This window comes from Nocardia iowensis, assembly GCF_019222765.1.
Taxonomy (GTDB): Bacteria; Actinomycetota; Actinomycetes; order Mycobacteriales; family Mycobacteriaceae; genus Nocardia; species Nocardia iowensis.
Genome location: NZ_CP078145.1, coordinates 1429402 through 1455254 on the forward strand (window position 1 = coordinate 1429402; position 25853 = coordinate 1455254).

Here is a 25853-nt window from a genome sequence, read left to right on the forward strand (position 1 = left end):
CGTGCGACGCAGAATCCTGCGGTCCATGCTCACCGTGTTGACCCTCACCACGGTGGTGCTCGGGGTGCCGCTGATCTACACGGCCTGGCTGTGGGTGGAGGACATCACCCGCGACGACCTACAGAGCAAACTCGAACGGATCGCGGCCGCGATCATCGTCCAGGAGCACGGCGACGGCATGGTGCTCGGCGAACTCGACACCCGAGCCGTGGAACCGCTGCTACCGCAGGACGGCAAGCTCACCATCATCTATCCGGCCCCGCACGACAACGCCTCACGCGCGGACGTCGGCGTGGATCAGGTCTCCGACCCGCTGGTGGAGTCACTGTCGATGGGCACCAAAGGCTCACTCCGCCTGGAGGTGCCCGCCGCGCCGATGCACGCCAGGCAGCGCCAGGCCGTGGGCGTGGTGGCACTGGCAGTGCTCGCCTCGCTGGGGGCCGCGGTATCGGTCGCGGTGATCACCGCGCGCCGGGTCGCCGATCCGCTGCGCGATGTGGCGGCCAGGGCGGCCCGGCTGGCCATGGGCGACTTCCGGCCGGATCCGCGCAGGCACGGGATCTCCGAACTCGATCGGGTCTCCGACGTGCTCGACTCGGCCACCGTCGAGATCGCCGGTCGGCTGCAACGCGAGCACGCTCTGGTGGCGGATGTCTCACACCAACTGCGCAGCCGGCTCACCGCGGTCCGGCTGCGGCTGGACGAGCTGTCCACGCACGCCGATCCCGAGGTGGTGCACGAGGCCGAGGAGGCCATGGCGCAGGTGGATCGGCTCACCGAGGCGATCGACGACCTGGTCCGCGCCTCCCGCGACGAGGATGCCGCCGATCTCGATCCGGTGCCGGTGATGGAGGAACTGCGCGGTGTCGTGGCCGAGTGGACGCATCCGTTCAGCGAGGCGGGCCGCGAGCTGACGCTCACCGGGGACGAGTCGTTGCTGGCGCCGATCACCGGATCGCGCCTGCGCGAGGCGGTCGCGGTGCTCGTGGACAACGCGCTCATGCACGGCGGCGGGACCTGCACGGTGTCGGTGCGCACCGTGCGACCCGGGGTCGATCGGGAACCCCTGGTGTGTGTGGAGGTCGCCGACGAAGGCGACGGGGTGCGTGACGAACTCGCGCCGCACATCTTCGACCGCGGCTTCTCCGCGGGCGGCTCGACCGGGGTCGGGCTGGCGCTGGCCCGAGCGCTGGTGGAGGCCGACGGCGGGCGGCTCGAATTGCAGCGGCGCAGGCCCGCGCTGTTCGCGGTGTTCCTCGGCTCGTCCGCGTCGCGCTCGCAGAATTCGGTGGTCGCGGAGCCGCGCTGAGCGAAGCGCTCAGTTGCGGCCGAATTCCTCTTCGACCAGGTCTTCGAATTCGGCGGCGATTTCGTTCATCTCATCGGGAAACACCCAGCGGCGCATCGCCCAGAACCGGAACGCCATCTGCAGCAAATTGCCGATGACGAAGGCGCTGATGAAGTCCGCGATGTTCTCGACGGTGAAGCTCACGTCGGGCTGGCGCAGATCGAAGACGTAGCTCGAGATCCACAGCGGGATAAAGGCGAGAACCACGCCGACGCCGCTGACCGCGAAGAAAAGCAAGGCCTCGTGATGCCGTTCCCGGCCACCCCGGTTCCGGAACGACCATTCGCGATTCAGGATGTAGGACGCGATAACCGCGATGACACCCGAGATGATCTTCGCGGTGACCGGCTTCTCGGAAAGTACCGTCCATTTCAGCGCGTAGAAGATGCCGCTATCGATCACAAATGTGGTCGCGCCGACGATGGCGAACTTGATCAGTTCCCGATGCCGGAGCGCGATCCTCGCGAGAGGCTTGGGAAGGACGCTCACCACGTCGTCGACGAATGACACGCGGCCGAGTGTACCGGTACGCGGTCGGCCTGCCCGCGCTCGTCCGAGCGCACGCGGGGTCGAACGGACGCCTGCTGGCCGCGCCCGCCTGGGGGCATTCGCGCCGGACATGACAATATTGTCCGACGTGAGCAGCGCTCGTTCCTTCGATCCTTCCGCTATGCCCACCGTCACAATGATCGGTGGCGGTCAACTAGCGCGCATGACGCATCAGGCGGCCATCGCGCTCGGCCAGCGGCTACGGGTACTCGCCGAGAACCCCGACGACCCGGCCGCACAGGTCAGCCCCGAGGTCGTGCTCGGTAGTCACACCGATCTGACGGCGCTGCGTAAGGCCGCCATCGGGTCGCACGCGCTGACCTTCGACCACGAGGGCGTGCCGACCGAGCATCTGGCGGCGCTGGTCGCCGAGGGCGTGAACGTGCAGCCGCCGCCGAGTGCGCTGGTCTTCGCGCAGGACAAGCTGGCGATGCGCGTCAAGCTGTCCGAGCTCGGCCTGCCGGTGCCCGCGTTCGCGCCGGTCGCCGCGGTGGCCGACGCGGTGCGGTTCGGCGAGGAGCACGGCTGGCGGATCGTGCTCAAGGCGGTGCGTGGCGGTTACGACGGACGCGGCGTCTGGATGCCGGAGTCGGCCGACGAGGCCACGGCGATCGTGGCCGAACAACTCGCGCACGGCGGGCAACTGCTCGTCGAGGCGAAGGTGGATCTGAAGCGTGAGCTCTCGGCGATGGTGGCGCGCTCGCCGTTCGGGCAGGCCGCGACCTGGCCGGTGGTACAGACCGTGCAGCGCAACGGTCAGTGCGCCGTGGTGATCGCGCCCGCGCCGGACCTCGACGACGATCTGGCCGCGGCAGCCGAGACGCTGGCGCTGAACCTGGCCAGGGAACTCGGCGTGGTCGGCGCGATGGCGGTGGAACTGTTCGAGACCCACGACGGCACGCTGCTGGTGAACGAGCTGGCGATGCGCCCGCACAACTCCGGGCACTGGGGCATGGACGGCGCCCGCACCGGGCAGTTCGAACAGCACCTGCGCGCTGTCCTGGACTACCCGCTCGGCGACACCAGTCCGCTGGCCCCCGTCACCGTGATGGCCAATATTCTCGGCGCGGCCGAGGCGCCCGCGATGTCGATGGACGAGCGGCTGCACCACCTGTTCGCGCGGATGCCCGACGCCAAGGTGCACATGTACGGCAAGGGTGAACGCCGGGACCGCAAGATCGGGCACGTCAACATTCTCGGTGACGAGGTCGCCGCGGTGCGGGAAAAGGCTGAGCGGGCGGCGCATTGGATGTCGCACGCGGTATGGACCGACGGATGGGATCCCCATCAGTGAGCGAAGCGAGGCGCGGGAATGAGTAACCCACAGGTCGGCCTGATCATGGGCAGCGACTCCGACTGGCCGACCATGGAAGCCGCCGCGGAAGCGCTGGCGGAGTTCGGCATTCGCTTCGAGGTCGGCGTCGTCTCGGCGCACCGCACCCCCCAGCGCATGCTCGACTACGCTCGCGAGGCCGCGGGCCGCGGCCTCCAGGTCATCATCGCGGGCGCGGGCGGCGCCGCCCACCTCCCCGGCATGGTCGCCTCGGCCACCGCCCTCCCGGTCATCGGCGTCCCCGTCCCCCTCAAATACCTCGACGGCATGGACTCCCTGCTCTCCATCGTCCAAATGCCCGCCGGCGTCCCCGTCGCCACCGTTTCCATCGGCGGCGCCCGCAACGCAGGCCTGCTGGCGGTCCGCATCCTCGCCGCCCACGACCCCACCCTGCGCACCCGCATGGAACAGTTCCAGACAGGCCTGGAGAAAATGGTCCTGGAAAAGGACAACGCCCTGCGCACCAAACTCCTCGGCTAACTCTCCGCCGCTGTTGATCTCACAGAGCCTCCGTACGGTTCACCGAGGCTACAAGCCCTGTGGACCGTATGAACTCGCTGTGCGACCTGCGCGAGAACGCATCGCCGTGGGCTGGCCCGGAGTGCTCGCGGGTCTCGCTACGGTGGGCGGGTGACTACTGGCGACACACGCCCGCGCAGCGGGGACGACAACACGCAGTTTCGGCTGACAGTTGTCGATCAGGCGTTGCGGTTGTTTGCCGAGAAGGGGTACGAGGCGACGACTGTCGACGAGATCGCGGAGGCGGCGGGGATTTCCCGGCGGACATTCTTTCGGCAGTTCCGGTCGAAAGAGGATGTGATCTTCGCCGATCACGAGTCGCAGTTGGCGCAGGCGGCGGCGTTTCTCGCGGGGTCGCGGGCAGATCCGTGGGAGACGGTCTGCGAAGCCGTGGTTCAGGTGTTCGAGCGGTTCGCCCAGTGGCGGGAGATCGCGGCGCGGCGGTATCAGGTGGTGCGCCGGGTGCCCGCGCTGCGCGAGCGGGAGATCGTGACGGTGTTCCGGTACGAGCGGCTGTTCACCGATTATCTGCGCGATCAATTGCCCGAGGTGCCGGATCTGGCGCGGGTGCAGTACACCGCCGCGGTCACCGCGACGCACAACTATCTGCTGCGCCGGATGGTGCGCGGCGAGTCCGACGCCGGTGCGGCCGATCTGCGCGTGGAACTCGCGGCGATTCCGCGCGGCACCGGACGGCGTCCCGGCGCCGATGAACTGGTGGTCGCGGTGTTTCCGCGGGATACCCCACCCCGGCAGGTCGCCGATCTGGTGGCACGCAAACTCGGTAGTCTTTGATCTAGGTCAAGTGCGACCAATCTGACACTGAGTGCCAGGAAGTATCCGCATGTAGCGGGCATTCCTGGGCGTATACTCAAGAACGGTGTGGCACTGAGTGCCGACATGTACCGACGACCAGGAGTGAGCCCCATGGCGGGAAACCCCGATTTCGACCTGTTCAAGCTCGAGGACTTCCACGACGAACTGCGTGCGGCCATCCGCGGTCTGGCGGAGAAGGAGATCGCGCCGCACGCCAAGGACGTCGACGGTAACTCCCGCTTCCCCGACGAGGCGCTGACCGCGCTCAACGCCGCGGGCTTCAACGCGGTGCACGTGCCGGAGGCCTACGGCGGCCAGGGCGCCGACTCGGTGGCCACCTGCATCGTGATCGAAGAGGTCGCCCGCGTCTGCGGTTCCTCCTCGCTCATTCCCGCGGTCAACAAGCTCGGCACCATGGGCCTGATCCTCAACGGCTCCGAGGAGCTCAAGCAGCAGGTGCTCGCCGACATCGTCAACGGCGAAATGGCCTCCTACGCGCTGTCCGAGCGCGAGGCCGGTTCCGACGCCGCCAGCATGCGCACCCGCGCGAAGCAGGAGGGCGACGACTGGATCCTCAACGGCTCCAAGTGCTGGATCACCAACGGCGGCAAGTCTTCCTGGTACACGGTCATGGCGGTGACCGATGCGGACAAGGGCGCCAACGGTATTTCGGCCTTCCTGGTGCACAAGGACGACGAGGGCTTCGTGGTCGGCCCGCTCGAGCACAAGCTCGGCATCAAGGGATCGCCCACGGCGGAGCTGTATTTCGAGAACTGCCGGGTGCCGGGTGACCGCATCGTCGGCGAGCCGGGCACCGGTTTCAAGACCGCGCTGCAGACCCTCGACCACACCCGCCCGACCATCGGCGCGCAGGCCGTCGGTCTCGCGCAGGGCGCACTGGACGCGGCCATCGCCTACACCAAGGACCGCAAGCAGTTCGGCAAGCCGATCGCCGACTTCCAGAACACCCAGTTCATGCTCGCCGACATGGCGATGAAGATCGAGGCGGCCCGCCTCATGGTCTACACCTCGGCTGCCCGTGCCGAGCGCGGCGAGAAGAACCTCGGCTTCATCTCGGCCGCCGCCAAGTGTTTCGCCTCGGATGTCGCCATGGAGGTGACCACCAACGCCGTCCAGCTGTTCGGTGGCGCGGGCTACACCACCGACTTCCCGGTGGAGCGCATGATGCGCGACGCCAAGATCACCCAGATCTACGAGGGCACCAACCAGATCCAGCGCGTCGTCATGTCCCGCGCGCTGCTGCGCTGACTCGCGGAAATTTCGCGCGAACGGGTGGTCCGGGGTTCGCCTCGGGGCACCCGTTTTGGCGGGTGATCAGGAGACCAGGTCGGCGTATTCGCGGTGTTCGGCGATGTACTTGTCGACGTACCAGCAGGTCGGGATGACGGAGTAGCCGCCGTCGCGGGAGTCCTTCAGCGCGTATTCGACCACTTCGGCGGCGACGCCGCGGCCCCGGAATTCGGGGAAGGTCATGGTGTGGTGGAAATCGCGGATCTTCTGTTCGGCGCGCTCGGCGTAATCGGCGTAGCCGGCGAGGGTGTCGTCGATGTAGATCTCGAAGCGGGTGTCCTCGACGTTGTGCTCGATCCTGGTGGTCATGGTCTGGTGAAACTCCTTCTCGGTCCGGGATGTTCCGTGCGGGCGGTCACAGGATCGCGCCCGGGTTGAGGATGCCGTGCGGGTCGAGCGCGTCCTTGATCCGGTGGGTCAATGCCATCACGTCCGCGCCGAGTTGATCGGGCAGCCACGCCTTCTTCAGCCGGCCGACACCGTGCTCGCCGGTGATGGTGCCGCCGAGCGCGATCGCCAGGTCCATGATTTCGCCGAAGGCGCGGTGCGCCCGCTCGGTCATGGCGGCGTCGTTCGGGTCGTGCACGATCAGCGGATGGGTGTTGCCGTCCCCGGCGTGCGCGATCACCGAAACGGTCACGTCATTGCGTGCCGCGATCTCGGCGACACCGGTGACCAGGTCGCCGAGTCGCGGCAGCGGGACACCGACATCCTCGAGCAGCAGCGCACCCAGCTTCTCCACCGCCGGAATCGCGAATCGCCTTGCCGCGGTGAAGGCTTCGCCTTCTTCGGGGTCCTCGGTGTGGAAAACCTCTGTCGCGCCCGCCTTTTCGCACGCCGCCAGCATGATTTCGGCTTCCCGCAGCGCGTATTCGCCCGGCGCGTCCGACCGCGCGACCAGCAGTGCCGCCGCGCCGCGATCCAGCCCCATCCGCAGCTCGTTCTCGACCGCGTTGATCGACACCGAATCCATGAATTCCAGCATGGAGGGCCGTAATTCGCCGGTGATCGCGAGGATCGCGTCGATGGCGGCGGGCAACGTCGCGAAGGTCGCGACGACCGTGCTCTGCGGCGGTTGCGCGGGCAGCAGGCGCAGCGTCAGCTCGGTGATGATGCCGAGCGTGCCCTCGCTGCCGACGAACAGTTTGGTCAGCGAAAGCCCGGCCGAATCCTTGAGCCGTGGCCCGCCGAGCCGCAGCACCGTCCCGTCGGCGAGCACGACTTCCATGCCGAGCACGTAATCGGTGGTCACGCCGTACTTCACACAGCACAGCCCGCCCGCGTTGGTCGCGGCGTTCCCGCCGATCGAGCAGATCTCGAACGACGAGGGGTCCGGCGGATACCAGAGCCCGTGCTCGGCGACCGCGCGTTTCACCTCGGCGTTCAGCAGGCCGGGCTGCACCACCGCGGTCCTGGTGACCGGGTCGACCGTGATCGCCCGCATCCGCTCGGTGCTCAGTACGAGCCCGCCGTCGACGGCGGTGGCACCGCCGGACAGCCCGGAACCCGCGCCGCGCGGCACCACCGGCACTTTTCGCTCGTGCGCCCAGCGCAGCGTCGCCGCGACATCATCGGTACTGGTAGCGCGCACCACCGCGAGCGGCGTACCCGCCTCGGGATCCCGCGCCCAGTCCTGCCGGTACGTCGCGAGCAGGTCGGGGTCGGTGACTACCGCGCCATCGGGTAGCGCCTCGATCAGGTCGTGCACGCCAGTCCGCCTCTCCGTGTCTTCAGGCCAGACCCGGGTGCCGCGACGGTGGCGTCGGCGGCCGACGGTGACGTGGTGGCTGAGTCAGCCCGTACCCGGCGAGTTACCCATGTGCGTCCGAAATCAGTCGTCCGATTGTAACTTTGCTGATTGATCATCTGACGTACACCTGCCGCTGGCAGGCTCGTGCCGTGCACGAGACGGCGAGGACCACCGATACCGTCGCGGACCGGTTCACCCGGTGGTGCGAATCCGTGGTCGCCCGGCTGCCGTGGGGTCTGAATCGCCTTGTCCCGGCGACCTTCCTCGGCTTCGCGCTGATCAACAGCTTCACCTTCGGCGTCGATCTAGTTCTGCTCACCGTGTTCCACGGCTGGTGGGGCCTGCCGGTGTGGCTGTCGGTCACCATCGCCTATGTGTGCGCGTTCGGGCTGAGTTTCGTGCTCAACCGCACCTTCAACTTCCACTCGCACGCACCCGTCGGCAAGCAGGCCGCGGTGTACGGCGTGGTCGTCGCGATCAACTACGTCGCCTTCATCCTCGGTGTCGGCAGCGGCCTCACCGCGCTCGGCCTCGAATACCACCTGGCCAGGTTGCTGGCCGGGGCGTGCGAGGCCGTCTACATGTACAGCGCGATGCGCTGGGTGGTGTTCCGCCGCGACCCGAAGTCAGAACTTGCACCTCACGCGGCGTGAGGTTTTAGCGTCGTAGGTGTGGCGAACACCAACGGATACGTCAAGGTCGGCGAGCTGGCCACGGTCACCGGGCTGACCGTGCGCACCTTGCACTACTACGACGAGATCGGCCTGCTGTCGCCGTCCGGCCGCAGCGGCGCCGGGCACCGGTTGTACTCGAACGACGATGTCCAGCGGCTGTACCGGATCGGGCTGCTGCGCACTCTCGGGCTGCGCTTGGACGAGGTGGCCGCCGCGCTGGACGATCCCGCCTGGGATCTGACCGGCGTGATGGTGCGGCACGTCGCCGAACTCGACCGCAGGCTCGCCGTCGGTCATCGGCTGCGCCAGCGCTTGACCACGATGGTCGCCACCGTCACCGACCAGCGCAGCCTCGACACTCGGGAGCTGCTGGACACATTGGAGGACATGGCCATGCTTGACACCAAAATCCAGCGTCGCATCCCGACGCTCGTCTACCGCGATATCGCCGCCGCGCACGACTACCTGACCACCGTGTTCGGCATGGAGCCCGGCCGGATCAGCAGGGGCGAGGACGGCACCGTCCACCACGCGGAGGTCACCGCGGGCGACGGCGTGATCTGGTTGCATCAGGTCTCCGAGCAGTTCAAGCTGCAGTCGCCGATCACCCTCGGCGCCTGCACCGAGGGCATGTCGATCGTGGTCGAGGACGTGGATGCGCACTTCCGGCACGCGAAGGCGGCGGGCGCCGAAATCCTCTACGAGCCCACCGATCAGTTCTACGGCTATCGCGACTACAGCGCGCGCGACCTCGAACAGCGGCTGTGGTCGTTCATGACGCCGCTGGACTGATCAGCACCTCGGTCCGGTCACCGTCGACGACGATCGCGTCGTTGTCGGTGAGCGCCCAGTGGGCGATGCCCTCCGCGCGATAGAACTCGGCCAGCAGATCGCCTTGGCCGACCGGGTCGGTGGGGGAGTCGATGTGCGGCACGATGCGCCGGTCGACCAATCCCAGTCCGTCCCAGCGGGGTTCGATTCCGCAGGTCGACACGACCTCGGCGGGATCATCCGCCGACTCGAGGCCGTGCAGATCGGGCGTCATCACGCAGGCGCCCGCACTGTAGCCCGCGTACACCAGCGCATCGGCGGCGAGTAGCCGCGGTAGCACGAGATCGGCGCCGCTGCGGGCGAATTGGGCCCGCAGTACGAAGGTGTTGCCGCCGCGCACCCACACCATCGGGAAGCTCGCCAGCGTCCGCTCCAATTCCGCTGGACAACCGATGAAGTCGCGCAGGTCGACCGTCTCCGGCGCGTACCCCAGTTTGCGCAGCGGCACCACATCGCTGGTCACCGCCGACTCCCACACATCGGGCCAGGAGTCACAAGCGTTGGGGATCAACGCGACTCGTCCCGGCTCGCCGACCAGTGCGGCGAGCCGATCGTAGTGCGCGCCGAACCGGTAGCTGGACAGGAAGAGTCGCATTCTCAGATGGTGAAGGCCAGGTTGCGGACCAACCGCAGCCCGAGCTCCTGGTCGCCGGTGATCGTGATCGCGTCCAGATGCTCGTCCGCGGTCGAACGTCCGCCGCCGAGTCGGACGAAAACCTCGGAGGGCAGCCGAATTTCGACGGTGGCGGGCTCATCGAACGCGTCGACGTAGTTCGCGCGCCCGGCTACCTGGATATGCAGGCTCCTGGCCAACGAGCCGGTCAGGGTGAAGGTGATCCGCGAACCGTCCGGTGCCCCACCCTTTTTCACCACCACTCGCGGCACACCGCCGAGGAACTCGGTGAACGCGATCTCACCGCGCCGCCCGCCCTCGTCGACCCGGACGCCGAGCGCATCGGCGAGGTCGAGTTCGTGCATCCAGCAGTCGAACAGCCGCACCCGCATGAACCGGCCGTAGCTGACCTGCCCGATCGGGGACTGGGTTTGCGCCTGCCATTCGTCGTCACCCATGGCGGCGAGGGCTTTGCGCCTGCGGCCGATGACGTCGTGGAACATTTCCAGCAGCCGCGCGCCGGACAGCGGCCGCAGCCGGTCCACCCAGATCTCATTGAGTACCGCGGTTTCGTTGCGCACGTGCGGCAGCGTGCGCACGTCGGTTTTCGGTGTGGTCGGATCGTGTGCGGGCGGGCGCTCACCGAGCAACCACGCTTCGGTGCCGACCACGTGCGCCACCACATCGAACACGCTCCAGCCCGGCAGCGATGTCGGTGCGCGCCACTGGTTTTCATCGATATCGACGACCAGTGCGGCGATCGCGTCCCACTGTTCGGACAATCGGGTCGGCAGCTCGGTCCGGTCCAGCGTCGGATCGGTCATTCCTGGGCTCCTTCTTCCGGGCTTTCCATGCCCAGTCTCGCATTGTGGCCCAGCTTTTCGTCGCGTTCGAGCGCCGCGATCCCGGCCTGGATGGCGGCCGCGGTGGATTGTGCGTCGTGTGGGCGCCGCAGCACGACCCCTGCCGCGAACCGGAACTTGTCGCCGTGCTTGCGCGGGATCACGTGCAGGTGGACGTGCGAGACCGTCTGAAAGGCGGCGGTACCGTCGTTGAGCAGCAGGTTCGCGCCGTCGGCTGCGAGGCTGCTGCGCCGAACGGCCAGCGCGAGCCGATGCCCGGCACGGAACACGTAGGCGCCGAGTTCGGCGTCGAGGTCTTCCAGTTCGGCGGCGTGCTTTTTCGGGACCACCAGCATGTGGCCTCGGGCGATGGGCCGGATATCGAGGAAGGCGCAGAGGATGTCGTCCTCGTACACCTTCGTAGCCGGAGCCTCGCCTGCCACGATGCGGCAGAAGACGCAGTCGTTCACAAGCCAGGACCTTACGGCGTACGAGCGCCCGGGGTACACCCCCGCGGTGGAATCGCCATGATGCACGTCACTGTCCCGCCCCGGGACCACGTCCTGACCTGGAGTCCGACCTACGGGTAAGTAACGGACCTGCGAGTTCGCTCTTGTCGCGCTCACCTGCGACGACCACCATCAGAACCGGCGCGATGACGAACAACCGACAGCGCAGGAGGTAACCAGATGTCTGCGAGGACCTTGCGAATCCGGCAAACCGGCGGAATCCGGCATGATCTTGTGACGGGCGTCTCAGCGGACCGCACAAAGCGCCGGGTACAGTTGCGAGGATTTGGGCGACCTTACTCTGAAGTAACATCGTCCGGCCGTCCATCTGATGCCTGAAGCTCAGCACGAGAAGGAACTGACATAGTGGAGACAACGCAGAGCGTAGGCGACGAGTCGCCACGCGGCGCGCGTGTCGGAGTCGTTCGCGAGTCCAACGCGGGCGAACGACGTGTCGCATTGGTGCCGAAGATCATTCCGTCCCTGCTGAAGCAGGGCGTGCAGGTGGTGGTCGAGTCCGGAGCCGGGCTCGGCGCGCTCATTCCCGACAGCGCCTACGAAGCGGCGGGCGCGACGATCGGCGACCCGTGGTCGGCCGAGGTCATCGCCAAGGTCGCGCCGCCCACCGATGCCGAGGTGGCGCGGCTGTCCGACGGGCAGACGCTGATCGGCTTCCTGGCCCCGCGCAACGCGGAAAACCAGATCGGCAAACTGAAATCCGCTGGCGTGCAAGCCTTCGCGGTGGAGGCCATTCCGCGCATCTCGCGCGCGCAGGTGATGGACGCCCTGTCGTCGCAGGCCAATGTCGCCGGTTACAAGGCCGTGCTGCTCGCCGCGTCCGAATCGACCCGCTTCTTTCCGATGCTCACCACCGCGGCGGGCACCGTGAAGCCCGCGACCGTGCTGGTGCTCGGCGTCGGTGTGGCGGGGCTGCAGGCACTGGCCACCGCCAAGCGTCTCGGCGGCCGCACCACCGGTTACGACGTGCGGCCCGAGGTCGCCGACCAGGTGCGTTCGGTCGGTGCGCAGTGGCTCGACCTCGGCATCGACGCCGCTGGCGAGGGTGGCTACGCCCGGGAACTCACCGAGGCGGAGAAGGCCAAGCAGCAGCAGGCCTTGGAAGACGCGATCAAGGGCTTCGACGTGGTGATCACCACCGCATTGGTGCCGGGGCGGCCCGCGCCGCGCCTGGTCAATGCCGAGGCAGTAGCGGGCATGAAGCCCGGCAGCGTGATCGTCGACCTGGCCGGCGAGACCGGCGGCAACTGCGAGCTCACCGAGCCCGGCCAGACCGTGGTCAAGCACCAGGTGACCATCGCCTCGCCGCTGAACCTGCCCGCGACCATGCCCGAGCACGCCTCCGAGCTGTACTCGAAAAACATTGCGGCGCTGCTGGAACTGATGCTGGTGGACGGGAAGCTCGCGCCCGACTTCAGCGATCAGGTGCTCGCCGATTCCTGCGTGACACGTGAGGTTGATGCCTGATGTATACGGAACTGCTTGCGAATATCGCGATCCTGGTGTTGTCGGGGTTCGTCGGGTTCGCCGTCATCTCCAAGGTCCCCAATACCCTGCACACCCCACTCATGTCGGGCACCAACGCCATTCACGGCATCGTCGTGCTCGGCGCGCTCGTCGTGCTGGGTAATACGCAGGATCCCTCGATCTTGACCCAGATCATTCTGTTCGTCGCCGTCGTCTTCGGAACCCTGAACGTCATCGGCGGTTTCGTGGTGACCGACCGCATGCTCGGCATGTTCAAGGGCAAGAAGGCCACCGCGCCGGTTGAGGCGGAGAAGTGATGCATACCTTCGACAATGTGACCTACCTGGTCAACGGCCTCTACATCGTGGCCTTCGGCATGTTCATCTACGGCCTGATGGGCCTGACCGGTCCCAAGACCGCGGTGCGCGGCAACCTGATCGCCGCCGCCGGGATGGTCATCGCCGTTGTGGCGACGCTGATTTCGATCCGGCACACCAACAACTGGATTCTGATCGTCGCCGGTTTGGTCGTCGGTATCGCGCTCGGTGTGCCGCCGGCGAAGTTCACCAAGATGACCGCGATGCCGCAGCTGGTCGCCGCGTTCAACGGTGTCGGTGGTGGCACCGTCGCGCTCATCGCGTGGTCGGAATTCATCAACAGTGACGGCTTCTCGCATTTCAAGCACGGCGAGGAACCCACCGTCCACATCGTCATCGGCTCGCTGTTCGCGGCGATCATCGGCTCGATCTCGTTCTGGGGCTCGCTGATCGCGTTCGGCAAGCTGCAGGAGATCCTGCCCGGCCGCCCGATCGGCCTCGGCAAGCTGCAGCAGCCGCTGAACCTGCTGCTGCTCATCGGTGCGATCGCCGCGGCCGTGGTGATCGGCATCGGCGCCACCGACGAGGGCGTCTCCCAGCTGTGGATGATCGCGGTGCTGGTGCTGGCCGGTGTGCTCGGCCTGGCCGTTGTGTTGCCGATCGGTGGCGCGGACATGCCAGTGGTCATCTCGCTGCTCAACGCGTTGACCGGATTGTCCGCTGCCGCAGCGGGTTTGGCGCTGAACAACACCGCGATGATCGTGGCGGGCATGATCGTCGGCGCGTCCGGCACCATCCTCACCAACCTGATGGCCAAGGCGATGAACCGGTCCATCCCGGCCATCGTGGCAGGCGGATTCGGCGGTGGCGGAACGGCTCCCGGCGCCGGTGACGGCGAGCAGAAGACGGCCAAGGCCACCTCCGCCGCCGACGCCGCGATCCAGATGGCCTACGCCAATCAGGTGATCGTGGTGCCCGGTTACGGCATGGCCGTCGCCCAGGCGCAGCACGCGGTCAAGGAGATGGCCGCGCTGCTGGAGGCCAAGGGCGTCGAGGTCAAGTACGCCATCCACCCGGTCGCGGGTCGGATGCCCGGGCACATGAACGTGCTGCTCGCCGAGGCCGAGGTCTCCTACGACGCGCTCAAGGAGATGGACGACATCAACGGCGAGTTCACTCGCACCGATGTCGCCCTGGTGATCGGCGCCAACGACGTCACCAACCCGGCCGCCCGCGAGGACGCCAGCAGCCCGATCTATGGCATGCCGGTCCTCAACGTCGACCAGGCCAAGAGCGTGATCGTGCTCAAGCGCTCGATGAACTCCGGCTTCGCCGGCATCGACAACCCGCTGTTCTACGCCGACCACACCTCCATGCTGTTCGGCGACGCGAAGAAGTCCGTCGGCGCGGTCACCGAGGAATTGAAGGCGCTGTAGCGACCCGCAACACCCGGCAGCGGCCCCTTGCTCAGCGCGAGCAGGGGCCGTTCGCCGTTAATTGGGTGGACACGACGGGGCCGTAACCCTGATCATGCTCGGAGTGTCCGCACGTAATGAGCCTCTTCGGTTGATCGACCCGAGTGCGCCCTCGGCCGATCTCGCCGAGCGGCTGCCGTGGGCGGTCACCGTCGATTCCGCCTACTCGCCCCGCGATGCGATCGATGCCCTCGCGGTGAGCCCGTTCCTGCGCGGCGATCAACCCTGCGCGCACATAGCGCGTTTCGAGCGGGCCGACCCGGACGCGCCGCTGCGACCCGAGCACGGGCAGGTGGTGCGGTCGGTGCACGAAGAAGACAGCACCGCGACCCTGGTGGTCGGCGTCGGCTGGTCGTTGCGTGCCGTCCGCTGGTCGGGTGGGTCGGCGATGGTCGAGGTGACCGCCGTGACCGACGAACTCGCCGCCAGTGTGCTCGCCGAGTCGATTCGGGGCGCGGCCGCGCAGCCTGCGGTCGGCGAGACGATCGAGATGGGATTCTGGCACATGGGCGGCCACGGGCCGCTGCGCCGAGGGCACGCCATCTCGGCGCCGGAGTGGCCCGCGATCCGCGGCAACTACGCCAGGGATGTCGCGGCGGCGCTGGACCGCCTGATGGGTTTGACGGCAGCGGACGTGCGCGGCCGCCTCGTGCTGCTGCACGGGCCGCCAGGGACCGGGAAGACCACCGCCCTGCGGGCCCTCGCGCGAGCATGGGCGCCGTGGTGCCAATTCGACTGTGTGCTCGACCCGGAGGTGATGTTCGGCAAGCCCGGCTACCTGATGGACGTGGCGGCGGGCGTCGACGGTGAAGACGACACCAAGCGCTGGCGCATGCTGGTGCTGGAGGACTGTGACGAGCTGATCCGGGGCGAGGCGAAAGAAGCGGCGGGGCAAGGCCTTTCCCGGCTGCTGAACCTGACCGACGGCATGCTCGGGCAGGGCAGGGACGTGCTGGTCGCGATCACCACCAACGAAGACCTGTCCCGGCTGCACCCCGCGGTGACCAGGCCGGGCCGCTGCCTGGCACAGCTCGAGATCGGGCGGTTGTCGCCCGCGGAATCGGCGGACTGGCTCGCCAGGGAACGTCGTCCGGACACACCGGCCGACGCCGCCTGCCCCGACGGCGCGACGCTGGCCGAATTGGTGGCGCTGCGCGACGGCGACACCAAAATCCGATCGGTCGAGCAGGACTCCGTCAATCCAGGTCTCTACCTGTGATCCGTGCCGGAGCGACGACTCCGGCATAGCGGCAGCACACCAGCAATGCGATAAGCGGGACGGCCATGGCGGCGGTGAGCGGCACCAGCTCGGTGAGCCAGCCGATCACCGCCGGTCCGGCGAGCAGGCCGAGATAGCCGACGCTGAAGACGCGGGACATGTCGGTCGCGGCCTTGCCGGAACCGAGATTCCCTGCGGCGGTAAAGATCTGCGGGACACTGCCGGACAGGCCGAGTCCCGTCAAGGCCCACCCGAGCAAGGTCAGTGGGACCCACGGCGACACGATGACCAGGGCCAGGCCGAGCGCCGAGACGAGCATGCCGTAGCGGACGACGGCCACCCGGCCGAACGCGCCGCTCACCCGGTCGGCGGCGAGGCGGCCCGCGGTCATGGTGACCGAGAAGGCGCCGAAAGCCAGTGCCGCGGTGGCCGCGTCGGCGCCGAGGTGCTCGCGCATCTGCAAGGTGCTCCAGTCGCCGGCCACGCCCTCGGCGAGCAGTACCGCGAACGCGATTACGGCTAGCGCCAGCACTTTTCGGCTGTGCGCTCGCTCGCCGGGGTTCTTCCCGGTGGCAGGTCGAGACGCGGACTCGCCGCCGAACGAGTCCGCATCGGTCGAACCGAGGTGTAGCTCCACAGCCTGCTCGGGGCCGGTGTCCCTGAGCAGTCTCGGCAGTAGCGCGATGGTCAACGCCACGCAGCCGATCGCCGCCAGCGCCAACGTCATTCGCATATCCCACCCCGCCCGCAGGGTCGCCGCGCCGAGTAGCGAGCCGAGCAACCCACCGCCGGAGAACAGCGCGTGAAAGGCCGACATGATCGGGCGCCCATACGCTCGTTCCACATGCACCGCTTGGGTATTCATCGACACGTCCAGTGCGCCGTTGCCGAAACCGAAGCAGGTCAACGCGAGCGCCAGGGTGACCGGGCCGGTAGCCAGACCGGGTCCGATCACCGCGATCGACATGAGGATCGCGGCGGCGGCGGCCAGTGTCCGGCTGCCGAACCGGTCGGCGAGCGGGCCCGCGATGCGCATGCCGACGACACCCGCCCCGGCCATCGACAGGATGAACATGCCGAGCGTCGACTTCTCGATGCCGGTCCGATCGGTGATCACCGGAATGTGCACGACCCACATGGCCAGCAGGAACCCGTTCAACCCGAACACCGCGAACACGGCAGCACGGGCGACCCGGATGGGGCGATCGATGCTCGGACGCAACATCAGTCCGACGGTACCGATGATCGTTTCGGTGCGCCCACCCCCTCCGTGCCGATGCGAGGCGCGGCCCCGCGGAATCCGGGCCAGGACATCGTCGGCCTGGTGCGTCCGGATAGCCGGATCGCGTCGTTGCGATCGGTTCCCGCGGGTTGTCTGCACAGCCTCTGTTTGTTCCAACCGCGAACCGGCGCTAGATGTTCCAGATTCCCGAGGCGGCGGTCTCGCGTGCGTATTCGGTGAAATCCTTTGGCTCCCGGCCCAAGGCGCGTTGCACGCCGTCGGTGGTCTTGCTGTTCCTCCCGTCAAGCACCGTGCCGAAGAGATAGTCGAGCAGGCTCACCGCGTCGGCGGGCACCTGGTATTCGGTCAGCGCCGCAACGAATTCCGTCCGGGATATCGGAAGGAAGGCGATGTCGCGTCCGGTCGCCTCGGCGATCTCCGCGACCGCCTCGGCGAAGGTGAGCGCGCGTGGCCCGGTCAGCTCGTATACCTCGCCGTGGTGCCCGTCCTCGGTGAGCGCGCGGACGGCGACATCGGCGATGTCGTCGGCGTGTACGAACGGTTCCGGCACGTCACCGTTGGGCAGCGCCACCTCTCCGGCCAGGATGTATTCGGTGAACGCGCCTTCGCTGAAGTTCTGCGCGAAGAAGCTGCACCGCACGATGGTCCAGTCGAGGCCGGATTCCTGCACGAACTCCTCGCATTCCACCGCCTCCGGCTCGCCACGGCCGGACAGCAGCACCAGCCGGTGCACGCCGCTCTGCTTCGCCACGGCCGCGAACGCGCGCAGCGTTTCGGGAGCGCCGGGCACCGCCAGGTCGGGCTGGTACGCCAGGTAGGCGGCATGCACGCCGGCCAGGGCCGCGGGCCAGGTGTCGCGGTCGGCCCAGCTGAACGGGATCTCCGCCGAGCGCGAGCCGAGGCGGACCGGGTGGCCCGCCGCGGTGAGCCGGGCGGCGACCCGGCTGCCGGTCTTGCCGGTGCCGCCGGTGACGAGGGTGAGGTGCTGGGATGCGGTGCTGTTTGTCATGGTTCGAGTACACCGGCAGAAGCCGAGACGGAACATGGTTCAGCAGCTCATGATCATGCGTGATCGTCTACTGTTGGTGGCGTGGATGCGCTCGCCAGTCTGCTCGAAGGTCCACGTGCCCGAGGCGCGTTTCTGATGTGCTCGTTGCTGAAGCCGCCGTGGTCGCTGCGCATTCAGGACGAGGCTCCGCTCACCGTGGTGGCGATGGTCCGTGGCGGCGCGTGGGTGATGATGGGCCAGAACGCGCCGCGGCAGTTGAGCGAAGGCGACGTCGCGATCTTCCGCGGTCCCGATCACTACACGGTCGCCGACACGCCGACCACCGAGCCGCAGATCATCATCCATCCCGGCAATGTGACGAAGACGCCGGACGGCGAAGCCCTCTGCGAGACATTGAGTCTCGGCGTTCGCCAGTGGGGCACCGACGCCGACGGCGCCACCATGCTGGTCACCGGAACCTACGAGTCGGCGGGTGCGGCCAGCCAGCGTCTGCTGCGCGCCCTACCGCCGCTGATCGTGCTGCAGCGCGGCGACTTCGACACCCGCCTGCTCGACATCCTGGTCGACGAGGCCGTCCGGGACGAGCCCGCCCAAGGCGCCGTGCTCGACCGGCTGCTGGACATGGTGCTGATCGCCGCCCTGCGGGCTTGGTTCGCCCGCAACGACGCCCCCGCCTGGTACCACGCCTACAGCGACCCGCTGGTCGGCAAGGCGCTGCGGCTGCTGCAACACAATCCCGCGCACGGCTGGACCGTAGCGGGCCTGGCCGAGGCGGTCGGGGTGTCCAGGGCCGCGCTCGCCCGCCGCTTCACCGATCTGGTCGGCGAGCCGCCGATGTCCTTCCTCACCGAGTGGCGGCTCGCGCTGGCCGCCGACCTACTCGCCGAATCCGACGCCACCATCGAAGCCATTGCCCGGCAAGTCGGTTACGGCAGCGCCTTCGCCCTGAGCACCGCCTTCAAACGCCACTTCGGGGTGAGCCCGCGCGACCACCGGCAGGGCGCCACCCCCGCTGAGCTATCGTCGGCCGGGTGACGCAGCAGTATCCGGTGCTCTGGCCGATGCCGACCCGCTGGGCCGACAACGACCACTACGGGCACGTGAACAACGTGACGTACTACTCGTACTTCGACACCGCGGTCAACGCGTGGTTGATGCACGCCACCGGCACCGACATCCGTGAGCTGCCCGCACTCGGCGTCGTCGCGCAGACCTCGTGCCAGTACGTCGGTTCACTCAGCTTCCCGGACCAGTTGCAGGTCGGCCTGCGCATCTCCCGCCTCGGCCGCTCCAGCATCACCTACGACCTGGCGATCTTCCGGGAGGCCGACGGCGACCTCGAACTCGCCGCCACCGGCACCTTCGTGCACGTCTACGTCGACGCCGAAACCCGCAAACCCGTCGAGATCCCCGCCGTCATCCGCACCGCCGCCACCGCACTCGTCACCGACTGACCGCAGTCAGATCCGGCTCAGCAGGGTGAGGGGGTCCTCGAGCAGGCTCGCGGTGGTGGCGAGGAAGCGGGAGGCGAGTTCGCCGTCGATCATCCGGTGATCGAAGCTGATGCCGAGCGTGGTGACCCAGCGGATCGCTAGTTCGTCGCGGAATACCCAGGGGCGCTTACGGATCGAGCCCAAGCACAGGATCGCCGCCTCGCCCGGATTGACCAGCGGCACGCCGGTGTCCACCCCGAACACGCCGACATTGGTGATGGTGAAGGTACCGCCGCGCAGGTCGGTCGGGCTCGCGCCACCCGAGCGCGCGGTCTCGGCCAGCCAGCCGATCTCGCGGGTCAGGTCGCGCAGGCTCAGTGACTGCGCTTCTTTGATGTTCGGCACCAGCAGTCCACGGTCGGCAGCGACCGCGATGCCGAGGTTCACGTAGTGCTTGGTGACGATCTCCTGATTCGCCTCGTCCCAGTAGGTATTGATGCCGGGGAATTCGGCGATCGCCGCCAGCGCGGACTTCGCCACCAGGGCCAGTGGCGTAAGTGTCAGTCCGGCAAAAGATTTGGTCGTCCGCAGGTGGTCGAGCAGCTCCATCGACGCGGTGCAATCCACGGTGACGAAGGTGCTGGCCTGCGGGATGGACCGAGCACTGGCCAGCATGGCCGCCGCCGTGCGCTTGCGAATGCCGCTGACGGGTGTGCGCACCTCCCGCGCCGGTGGGCTGACGCCGTCGCCGGAAGCGGGGACGGCGGGTGGGGTCGCGGTCGACTCGGCCTGACTCGCCATCGTGCGCGATTGCGATACCGGGACCGCGCCGCGCACGTCCTCGACGGTGACCGCACCGTCCGGACCGGAGCCCGCGACGAACCAGAGATCGATGCCGAGCTCGCGCGCGAGCCTGCGGGCGGCGGGAGTCGCGGCTGGTCTGGTGGTGGACAGTTGCGGCCGCGCGTTTCCCGACATGGTCTCCGCGGCAGTGGATTCGGCGTGTTGCGGACTTGGACCCGACTCGGTATCCGGCGAATCAGGCTGCGCGGCAGCGGTTTCCGATGAAAACTCCGCCGACGTCTCGGGTTTCGGAGCCGCGGGCCTTCGCCGCCGCGACGCGGTCTCGCCTTCCGGCCCATAGCCAACCAGCACCGCCGTTCGCCCGGTGCCGTTCGTCTCGTTCCCGTTCGCCGCGCTCTCCTGAGTCGCGGCCGCCTGCGCCGTCCGGCTCGTGTCCGGCTGCGCCGTCGCGGTAGGCGCTTCGTCGTTCTGCACCCGGATCAGCGGCGCCCCGACCAGCACGGTCTCGCCGGGTTGCGCGAGCAACTCGACCACCCGCCCGGCGAACGGCGACGGCAGCGCCACCACCGCCTTCGCCGTCTCGACCTCGGCGATCGTCTGATTCAAGGCCACCTCGTCGCCGACGCCGACCGACCAGGACACCAACTCGGCGTCAGCCAGCCCTTCGCCGAGGTCGGGTAGCCGGAATTCCAGAACGTTCCCTTGGCTTTGCTGGGGTGCGCGATCTTCCACGGTGGAGCCTTTCCCTACGGCGGACCGGCGTCAGGCGGCGAGCGTTCGATCGACCGCGGCGAGGATGCGGTCGGGGTCGGGCAGATGGAACTTTTCGAGCTTGGCCGGGGGATATGGGATGTCGAACCCGCCGACGCGCAGCACCGGCGCCTCCAGATAGTAGAAGCAGCGTTCGGTGATCCGCGCCGCGATTTCCGCGCCGAGACCGGCGAAAACCGGTGCCTCATGGGTGATCACCAGCCTGCCGGTCTTGGCGACCGATTCCGCGATCGTGTCGAAATCGATCGGCGACAGGCTGCGCAGATCGATCACCTCGAGTGAATGCCCTTCCTCCCCAGCAATTTTCGCGGCGGAGAGCGCGGTGGCCACGGTGCCGCCATAGGCGACGATCGTGGCGTCGGTACCGGTGGCGCACACCCGGGCGCGGTCGGCGGGCAGCCCGCCGTCGCGGTCCAGTGCGACGAAGTCGACGTCGGCCTTGTCCCAGTAGCGCCGCTTGGGTTCGAAGAAGATCACCGGGTCGTCCAACGCGATCGCCTGACGGATCATCGAATACGCGTCGGCGGGCGTGCTCGGCGTCATCACCCGCAACCCGGCGGTGTGCGCGAAATAGGCTTCCGGCGATTCCGAGTGGTGTTCCACCGAGCCGATCCCGCCGCCGAACGGAATGCGAATCGTGATGGGCGCGTGCACCTTTCCTTGTGTCCGGTAGTGGATCTTCGCCACGTGCGAGACGATCTGATCGAAGGCCGGATAGACGAACCCGTCGAACTGGATCTCACACACCGGCCGATATCCGCGCAGCGCCATGCCGAAAGCCGTTCCCACGATGCCGGATTCGGCAAGCGGGGTGTCGACGACCCGGTTGTTGCCGAAGTCCTTCTGCAGGGCGTCGGTCACCCGGAACACACCACCGAGGCGGCCGATGTCCTCGCCCATGAGAATGACCTTGGGGTCGTCCTCCAGGGCGCGGCGCAGCCCGGTGTTCAGTGCGCCGGCGAAGGTCGTGATCATGAAGGGACTCCTTCCGGTCGCGCGGCAGCCTCGCTGGGATCGCCAGCCAAGTACTCCGCGTATGCCCGCCGCTCTTCGGTGATGAGCGCGTGCGGGGCGGCATAGACGTGCTCGAACAGGTCCATCGGTCCTGGGTCCGGCATTTCGATGGTCGAGGTGCGCACCTGGCGGGCCACCTCGTCGGCCCGGTCGGCGACCGATCGCTGGAACGACGAGTCGAACAGCGACTCGCGTTCCAGCAGCCTGCGCAGCCGGTCGATCGGATCGCGGCGGGCCCACTGCTCGGTCTCCGCGGACGAGCGGTAGCGGGTGGGGTCGTCGGCCGTGGTGTGCGGGCCCATCCGGTAGGTGATCGCCTCGATGAAGGACGGGCCGCCGCCGGAGCGGGCGCGCGCCACCGCCTGCCGCGTCACGGCGAGCACCGCGAGCGCGTCGTTGCCGTCGACCTGCACGCCGGGGATGCCGTAGCCGTAGGCGCGGCGCACGATCGGCGTCTGACTCTGCACCCGGACCGGTTCGCTGATCGCCCAGTGATTGTTCTGGCACAGGAACACCACCGGGGCGCTCCAACTCGACGCGAAGCCGAGCGCCTCGGCGATATCGCCCTGACTGCTGGCGCCGTCACCGAAGTAGGCGATGGTCGCGATCTCGGCGCCGTCCAGGTGGGCGGCGTAGGCGTAGCCGGTCGCGTGCAGGCCCTGCGAGCCGACGATGATGTTCGGATTGGTCATATTGACCGCGCTCGGATCCCAGCAGGAATGTGCGACGCCGCGCCACAGCCGGGTGATCTCGCTGGGATTCACCCCCCGGCAATAGGCGACGGCGGCCTCGCGATAGCTGCAGAACACGTAGTCGTCGGGATACAGAGCGTGCGCCGAGCCCACCTGGGTGGCCTCCTGCCCGAGCAGCGGAGCCCATAGCCCGAGTTGACCCTGCCGTTGCAACGCGGTCGCCTCGGTGTCGATGCGCCGGGTGACGACCATGTCCTCATACATCTTGCGTAGCAACTCGGGCCCGACGTCCGCGACCAGGGCGGCGTGCTCTCGATCGAGCACACGGCGACCGTCGGGCTGGACCAATTGCACCGGATACTCGACCTTGTCTGGCATCGGTGACCGCCTCCTCACCTGACCCGCGAATGCGCGTGTGTCCTACCTCACAGCATCCACGAGAATGCGATGTGCGCAAGTGATCGACGCGTAAATGCGCAGAATGCTCAATTCTTACCCGGACCCGAATGTCATACTGCGTTGTATGACCAGAGAGACGGTCGACGTGACCTTGGACGCCACCGACGCCAGGCTCTTGCTGGAACTGGTCGCCAATCCGAGAGCGACCGGCGTGGAGCTGGCCGCCCGGCTCGGGCTGTCCCGCAACACCGTCCAGGCCCGCCTGGCTCGCTGGGAGGCGGGTGGGGTGCTCGGCAGTTTCGAGCGCCGGGTGCAGCCGCGCGCGCTGGGGTATCCGCTGGCCGCGTTCGTCGCGGTGGTCGTCGATCAGCACCAATTGGATTCGGTGGTAGACGAACTCGCCAAAGTGCCCGAGGTGACCGAGGTGTGCGGCATGACCGGACTCACCGACCTGACGGTCCGCGTGGTCGCCAGGGACGCCGACGATTTGTATCGAATTGCCGGGCAGATATTGAAGATTCCCGGGGTGGAGCGCACCAATATGGCGCTGGTGATGCGCGAGCTGGTCGGGCCGCGGACCGCGCCGCTGCTCGATCGACTATCCCGCGGCGGCTGATCTGTGCGGTGCGGTGGCGGCGCCTCGGTGCGGCGATAGGGTGCGGGAATGGAGATTTCGGGCAAGGTTGCGATCGTCACGGGGGCCGGAGCGGGGATCGGTGCGGCATTGGCCCGCAAGCTGGTCGACGGCGGGGCCCGGGTGGTGCTCGCCGATCTCGATGCCGACGGCGCGACGCGGGTTGCCGAATCCCTCGGCGGCGCAGCGGTCGCGGTCGGCGGAGACGTCGCCGACGAGCAGGTGATCCGCGGCTTGATCGAGCGCGCCGAGACCGAATTCGGGCCGGTGGATCTGTATTTCGCGAACGCGGGCATCGGCGGAGGCGGCGGGCTCGACAGCACGGATGCGCAATGGGCGGCGGCGCTGGAGGTCAATGTGCTCGCCCACGTCCGCGCCGCGCGGCTGCTGGTGCCCGGCTGGCTGGCCCGGGGGACCGGCTACTTCGTGTCCACCGCCTCGGCGGCGGGCTTGCTCACTCAGCTCGGTTCCGCACCATACGCGGTCACCAAGCACGCTGCTGTCGGATTCGCCGAATGGTTGTCGGTCACCTACGGGGACAAAGGAATTCGAGTGAGCTGCCTATGCCCGATGGGCGTTGATACGCAATTGTTGCGCACCGGCCTTGCCCCGGCGGAGCAGGCCGCCGACGCGGAGCTCGCGGTCAAGGCGGTCACCACCGCGGGCGCGGTGCTCTCCCCGGACCAGGTCGCCGAGGTCGTGGTCGCCGGTGTCGAAGCCGAACACTTCCTGATCCTGCCGCACCCCGAGGTACTGAAGATGTACCGCTACAAGGGCTCCGACTACGACCGCTGGCTCGACGGCATGCGCCGCTTCCAAGCCGCGCTGCGCGGCTGAGCCGCGCACTGTCCGCTGTGATGTCACGCGGGTGAAACATTGCGGGGGTTGCGCGTAAAGAACGGCGGCTAGTTCTGTAGCTATGGCAGTTGCAGCGCATCCCGTCGATACCCGGTTGCCGTTCGGGCGGCAGCTCACCTTCGGCATTCAGCACGTTCTGATCATGTACACCGGGTGCGTCACGGTGCCGCTGGTGTTCGGCGCCGCCGCGGGGCTGGACCGGGGCACCGTCGGGCTGCTGATCAGCGCGGATCTGCTGATCGCCGGGGTCATCACGCTGATACAGAGCCTCGGCGTGGCCAAGCTCGCCGGTGCGCGGTTGCCGATCGTCTGCGGCGCCACCTTCGTCGGGCTCAACCCGATGATCCTGATCGCCGCGGAATACGGCCTGCAGGCGGTCTACGGATCGATGATGGTCGGCGGTGTGGTCGGTGTGGCACTGGCCTGGCCGTTCGCCAGGATGGTGCGGTTCTTTCCGCCGCTGGTCACCGGGACCGTGCTGACCGTCGTCGGCATCTCGCTGATCGGGGTGGCCGGTGGGTTGATCATCGGCGCCGATCCGACGGCGTCGTCGTTCGCCGCGCCGTCGCATATCGGGTTGGCCGCCGTGGTGGTCGTGATCGCCGTGGGATTTCTGTGCCTCGGCCGCGGTGTGTGGTCGCAACTGGGTGTGCTGATCGCCCTGGTGGCCGGGATCGTGATCGCCATACCGATGGGGTTGGTGGACACCGGCGGCATCGGGGCCACCGACTGGGTGGGCCTGCCGCGGCCGTTCCACTTCGGCGCGCCGGAGTTCCCGATCACCGCGGTGGTCGCGATGAGCATTGTGATGGCAGTGGTGTTCGCCGAGTCCACCGCGAGCATGCTGGCGATCAGTGAGATCACCGGAAAACCGCTCGGCAAGGGCGATTTGGCGCGCGGCCTGGTCGGTGACGGGCTCTCCGGTGTACTCGGCGGCATCTGCACCGCGTTCATCGACACGATCTTCAACCAGAACGTCGGCTCCGTCGCGGCGACCCGGGTGTACAGCCGCTATGTCACCGCCACCAGCGGGGCCATCCTGGTGCTGCTCGGCGTGCTGCCCCGATTCGGCGCGATCGTCGCGGCGGTCCCCGAGCCGGTGGTCGGCGGCGTCGGCCTGGTGTTGTTCGCCACCGTCGCGATCGTCGGCGTCGACACCCTGCGCAAGGCCGATCTCGCCGACCGGGTCAACGCCACCATTGTCGCCACCGCCCTCGGTGTCGGTCTGCTGCCGGTCATGGCGAAGGACATGTTCGTCAAGTTCCCCGACTCCGCGCAAATCCTGCTTACCAGCGGCGTAACCCTGGGCGCGGCAACAGCTTTCGTACTCAACCTGCTGTTCAACCACACCAGGCTCGGTGTCCTCGCCCGTGGCGTTGTGCCACCCCGCGTTTCGTTGTGACGC

Annotated in this window: 26 protein-coding genes and 1 pseudogene; 16 read left to right on the plus strand and 11 right to left on the minus strand. The window is 67.9% G+C overall.

Going from position 1 to position 25853, the window contains the following annotated elements:
• The first annotated feature begins 1 nt into the window (after position 1).
• Positions 2–1309, plus strand: coding sequence for a sensor histidine kinase (locus tag KV110_RS06405; protein ID WP_218474267.1), 1308 nt, complete (start codon positions 2–4; stop codon positions 1307–1309).
• Positions 1310–1318: 9 nt separating this feature from the next.
• On the opposite strand, the gene KV110_RS06410 is transcribed toward KV110_RS06405, so the two are convergent.
• On the minus strand, positions 1319–1858 hold the full coding sequence (locus KV110_RS06410; RefSeq protein WP_218474269.1) for a GtrA family protein: 540 nt from the start codon (positions 1856–1858) through the stop codon (positions 1319–1321).
• A gap of 109 nt (positions 1859–1967) precedes the next feature.
• Here KV110_RS06410 and KV110_RS06415 point away from each other — a divergent pair, with 109 nt between their 5' ends.
• From KV110_RS06415 to KV110_RS06430, 4 genes are all read left to right on the plus strand, one after another.
• Positions 1968–3191 (plus strand): 5-(carboxyamino)imidazole ribonucleotide synthase, encoded by a 1224-nt coding sequence (locus KV110_RS06415; RefSeq protein WP_218474271.1) that lies wholly within the window; start codon positions 1968–1970, stop codon positions 3189–3191.
• A gap of 18 nt (positions 3192–3209) precedes the next feature.
• The gene (gene purE, locus KV110_RS06420; RefSeq protein ID WP_218474272.1) at positions 3210–3710 is read left to right on the plus strand and encodes a 5-(carboxyamino)imidazole ribonucleotide mutase; all 501 of its coding nucleotides are present in this window, start codon (positions 3210–3212) and stop codon (positions 3708–3710) included.
• A gap of 150 nt (positions 3711–3860) precedes the next feature.
• Complete coding sequence (locus KV110_RS06425; protein ID WP_218474274.1) at positions 3861–4544, plus strand: TetR/AcrR family transcriptional regulator; 684 nt, start codon at positions 3861–3863, stop codon at positions 4542–4544.
• A gap of 132 nt (positions 4545–4676) precedes the next feature.
• Entirely contained in the window at positions 4677–5834 is a 1158-nt protein-coding gene (locus KV110_RS06430; protein WP_218474275.1) for an acyl-CoA dehydrogenase, read from the plus strand.
• 66 nt (positions 5835–5900) lie between these two features.
• On the opposite strand, the pseudogene KV110_RS06435 reads toward KV110_RS06430, so the two are convergent.
• Together KV110_RS06435 and KV110_RS06440 are read right to left on the minus strand one after the other, a co-directional pair.
• Positions 5901–6194, minus strand: a pseudogene (locus KV110_RS06435) (GNAT family N-acetyltransferase); the annotation flags it as partial.
• Between the two features lie 37 nt (positions 6195–6231).
• Positions 6232–7575: an FAD-binding oxidoreductase gene (locus tag KV110_RS06440; RefSeq protein ID WP_218478214.1), complete on the minus strand. Its 1344-nt coding sequence runs from the start codon at positions 7573–7575 to the stop codon at positions 6232–6234.
• Between the two features lie 200 nt (positions 7576–7775).
• Here KV110_RS06440 and KV110_RS06445 point away from each other — a divergent pair, with 200 nt between their 5' ends.
• Together KV110_RS06445 and KV110_RS06450 are read left to right on the plus strand one after the other, a co-directional pair.
• Positions 7776–8279: a GtrA family protein gene (locus KV110_RS06445; protein WP_246634372.1), complete on the plus strand. Its 504-nt coding sequence runs from the start codon at positions 7776–7778 to the stop codon at positions 8277–8279.
• Between the two features lie 18 nt (positions 8280–8297).
• Positions 8298–9092 (plus strand): MerR family transcriptional regulator, encoded by a 795-nt coding sequence (locus tag KV110_RS06450; RefSeq protein ID WP_218474280.1) that lies wholly within the window; start codon positions 8298–8300, stop codon positions 9090–9092.
• On the opposite strand, the gene KV110_RS06455 is transcribed toward KV110_RS06450, so the two are convergent.
• Genes KV110_RS06455 through KV110_RS06465 form a run of 3 tightly spaced genes read right to left on the minus strand, consistent with a single transcriptional unit; the run spans position 9073 to position 11056 of the window.
• Positions 9073–9726, minus strand: coding sequence for a Type 1 glutamine amidotransferase-like domain-containing protein (locus tag KV110_RS06455; RefSeq protein ID WP_218474282.1), 654 nt, complete (start codon positions 9724–9726; stop codon positions 9073–9075). The two genes, KV110_RS06450 and KV110_RS06455, sit on opposite strands and share 20 nt — an antisense overlap.
• A 2-nt stretch (positions 9727–9728) precedes the next feature.
• Positions 9729–10568, minus strand: coding sequence for a maleylpyruvate isomerase family mycothiol-dependent enzyme (locus KV110_RS06460; protein WP_218474283.1), 840 nt, complete (start codon positions 10566–10568; stop codon positions 9729–9731).
• Positions 10565–11056, minus strand: a complete 492-nt coding sequence (locus KV110_RS06465; protein ID WP_218474285.1) for an HIT family protein — start codon at positions 11054–11056, stop codon at positions 10565–10567. Before KV110_RS06465 ends, KV110_RS06460 begins: the two co-directional genes overlap by 4 nt.
• 405 nt (positions 11057–11461) lie before the next feature.
• Between KV110_RS06465 and KV110_RS06470 the strand changes: the two genes are divergently transcribed.
• From KV110_RS06470 to KV110_RS06485, 4 genes are all read left to right on the plus strand, one after another.
• Positions 11462–12580, plus strand: coding sequence for a Re/Si-specific NAD(P)(+) transhydrogenase subunit alpha (locus KV110_RS06470; RefSeq protein ID WP_218474287.1), 1119 nt, complete (start codon positions 11462–11464; stop codon positions 12578–12580).
• Positions 12580–12897, plus strand: a complete 318-nt coding sequence (locus KV110_RS06475; RefSeq protein WP_218474289.1) for an NAD(P) transhydrogenase subunit alpha part 2 — start codon at positions 12580–12582, stop codon at positions 12895–12897. Before KV110_RS06470 ends, KV110_RS06475 begins: the two co-directional genes overlap by 1 nt.
• 17 nt (positions 12898–12914) lie before the next feature.
• Complete coding sequence (locus tag KV110_RS06480; protein WP_218478215.1) at positions 12915–14333, plus strand: NAD(P)(+) transhydrogenase (Re/Si-specific) subunit beta; 1419 nt, start codon at positions 12915–12917, stop codon at positions 14331–14333.
• A 94-nt stretch (positions 14334–14427) separates the two neighbouring features.
• Positions 14428–15591 carry a DUF5925 domain-containing protein gene (locus KV110_RS06485; protein WP_218474290.1) on the plus strand — a complete coding sequence of 388 codons (1164 nt, stop codon included), beginning with the start codon at positions 14428–14430 and terminating at the stop codon, positions 15589–15591.
• Here the strand turns inward: KV110_RS06485 and KV110_RS06490 are convergent.
• Complete coding sequence (locus KV110_RS06490; protein WP_218474292.1) at positions 15569–16816, minus strand: MFS transporter; 1248 nt, start codon at positions 16814–16816, stop codon at positions 15569–15571. The two genes, KV110_RS06485 and KV110_RS06490, sit on opposite strands and share 23 nt — an antisense overlap.
• Before the next feature lie 187 nt (positions 16817–17003).
• A complete protein-coding gene (locus KV110_RS06495) occupies positions 17004–17843 on the minus strand; it encodes an SDR family oxidoreductase (RefSeq protein ID WP_218474293.1) in 840 nt (279 codons plus the stop codon).
• 81 nt (positions 17844–17924) lie between these two features.
• Between KV110_RS06495 and KV110_RS06500 the strand changes: the two genes are divergently transcribed.
• A complete protein-coding gene (locus KV110_RS06500; protein WP_218474294.1) occupies positions 17925–18878 on the plus strand; it encodes an AraC family transcriptional regulator in 954 nt (317 codons plus the stop codon).
• 26 nt (positions 18879–18904) lie between these two features.
• Entirely contained in the window at positions 18905–19297 is a 393-nt protein-coding gene (locus tag KV110_RS06505; RefSeq protein ID WP_218478217.1) for an acyl-CoA thioesterase, read from the plus strand.
• 6 nt (positions 19298–19303) lie between these two features.
• On the opposite strand, the gene KV110_RS06510 is transcribed toward KV110_RS06505, so the two are convergent.
• The 3 genes from KV110_RS06510 to pdhA are packed head-to-tail and all read right to left on the minus strand — an operon-like array spanning position 19304 to position 22935.
• On the minus strand, positions 19304–20812 hold the full coding sequence (locus KV110_RS06510) for a dihydrolipoamide acetyltransferase family protein (protein WP_218474296.1): 1509 nt from the start codon (positions 20810–20812) through the stop codon (positions 19304–19306).
• 30 nt (positions 20813–20842) lie between these two features.
• A complete protein-coding gene (locus KV110_RS06515; RefSeq protein ID WP_218474298.1) occupies positions 20843–21826 on the minus strand; it encodes an alpha-ketoacid dehydrogenase subunit beta in 984 nt (327 codons plus the stop codon).
• Positions 21823–22935, minus strand: a complete 1113-nt coding sequence (gene pdhA / locus KV110_RS06520; protein ID WP_218474299.1) for a pyruvate dehydrogenase (acetyl-transferring) E1 component subunit alpha — start codon at positions 22933–22935, stop codon at positions 21823–21825. The genes KV110_RS06515 and pdhA overlap by 4 nt, the downstream gene beginning before the upstream one ends.
• Before the next feature lie 145 nt (positions 22936–23080).
• Here pdhA and KV110_RS06525 point away from each other — a divergent pair, with 145 nt between their 5' ends.
• From KV110_RS06525 to KV110_RS06535, 3 genes are all read left to right on the plus strand, one after another.
• Positions 23081–23572, plus strand: coding sequence for an Lrp/AsnC family transcriptional regulator (locus KV110_RS06525; protein ID WP_218474301.1), 492 nt, complete (start codon positions 23081–23083; stop codon positions 23570–23572).
• A 48-nt stretch (positions 23573–23620) separates the two neighbouring features.
• Positions 23621–24427 carry an SDR family oxidoreductase gene (locus tag KV110_RS06530; protein WP_218474303.1) on the plus strand — a complete coding sequence of 269 codons (807 nt, stop codon included), beginning with the start codon at positions 23621–23623 and terminating at the stop codon, positions 24425–24427.
• Positions 24428–24509: 82 nt separating this feature from the next.
• Positions 24510–25850 (plus strand): uracil-xanthine permease family protein, encoded by a 1341-nt coding sequence (locus KV110_RS06535; protein WP_218474304.1) that lies wholly within the window; start codon positions 24510–24512, stop codon positions 25848–25850.
• Positions 25851–25853: the final 3 nt, after the last annotated feature.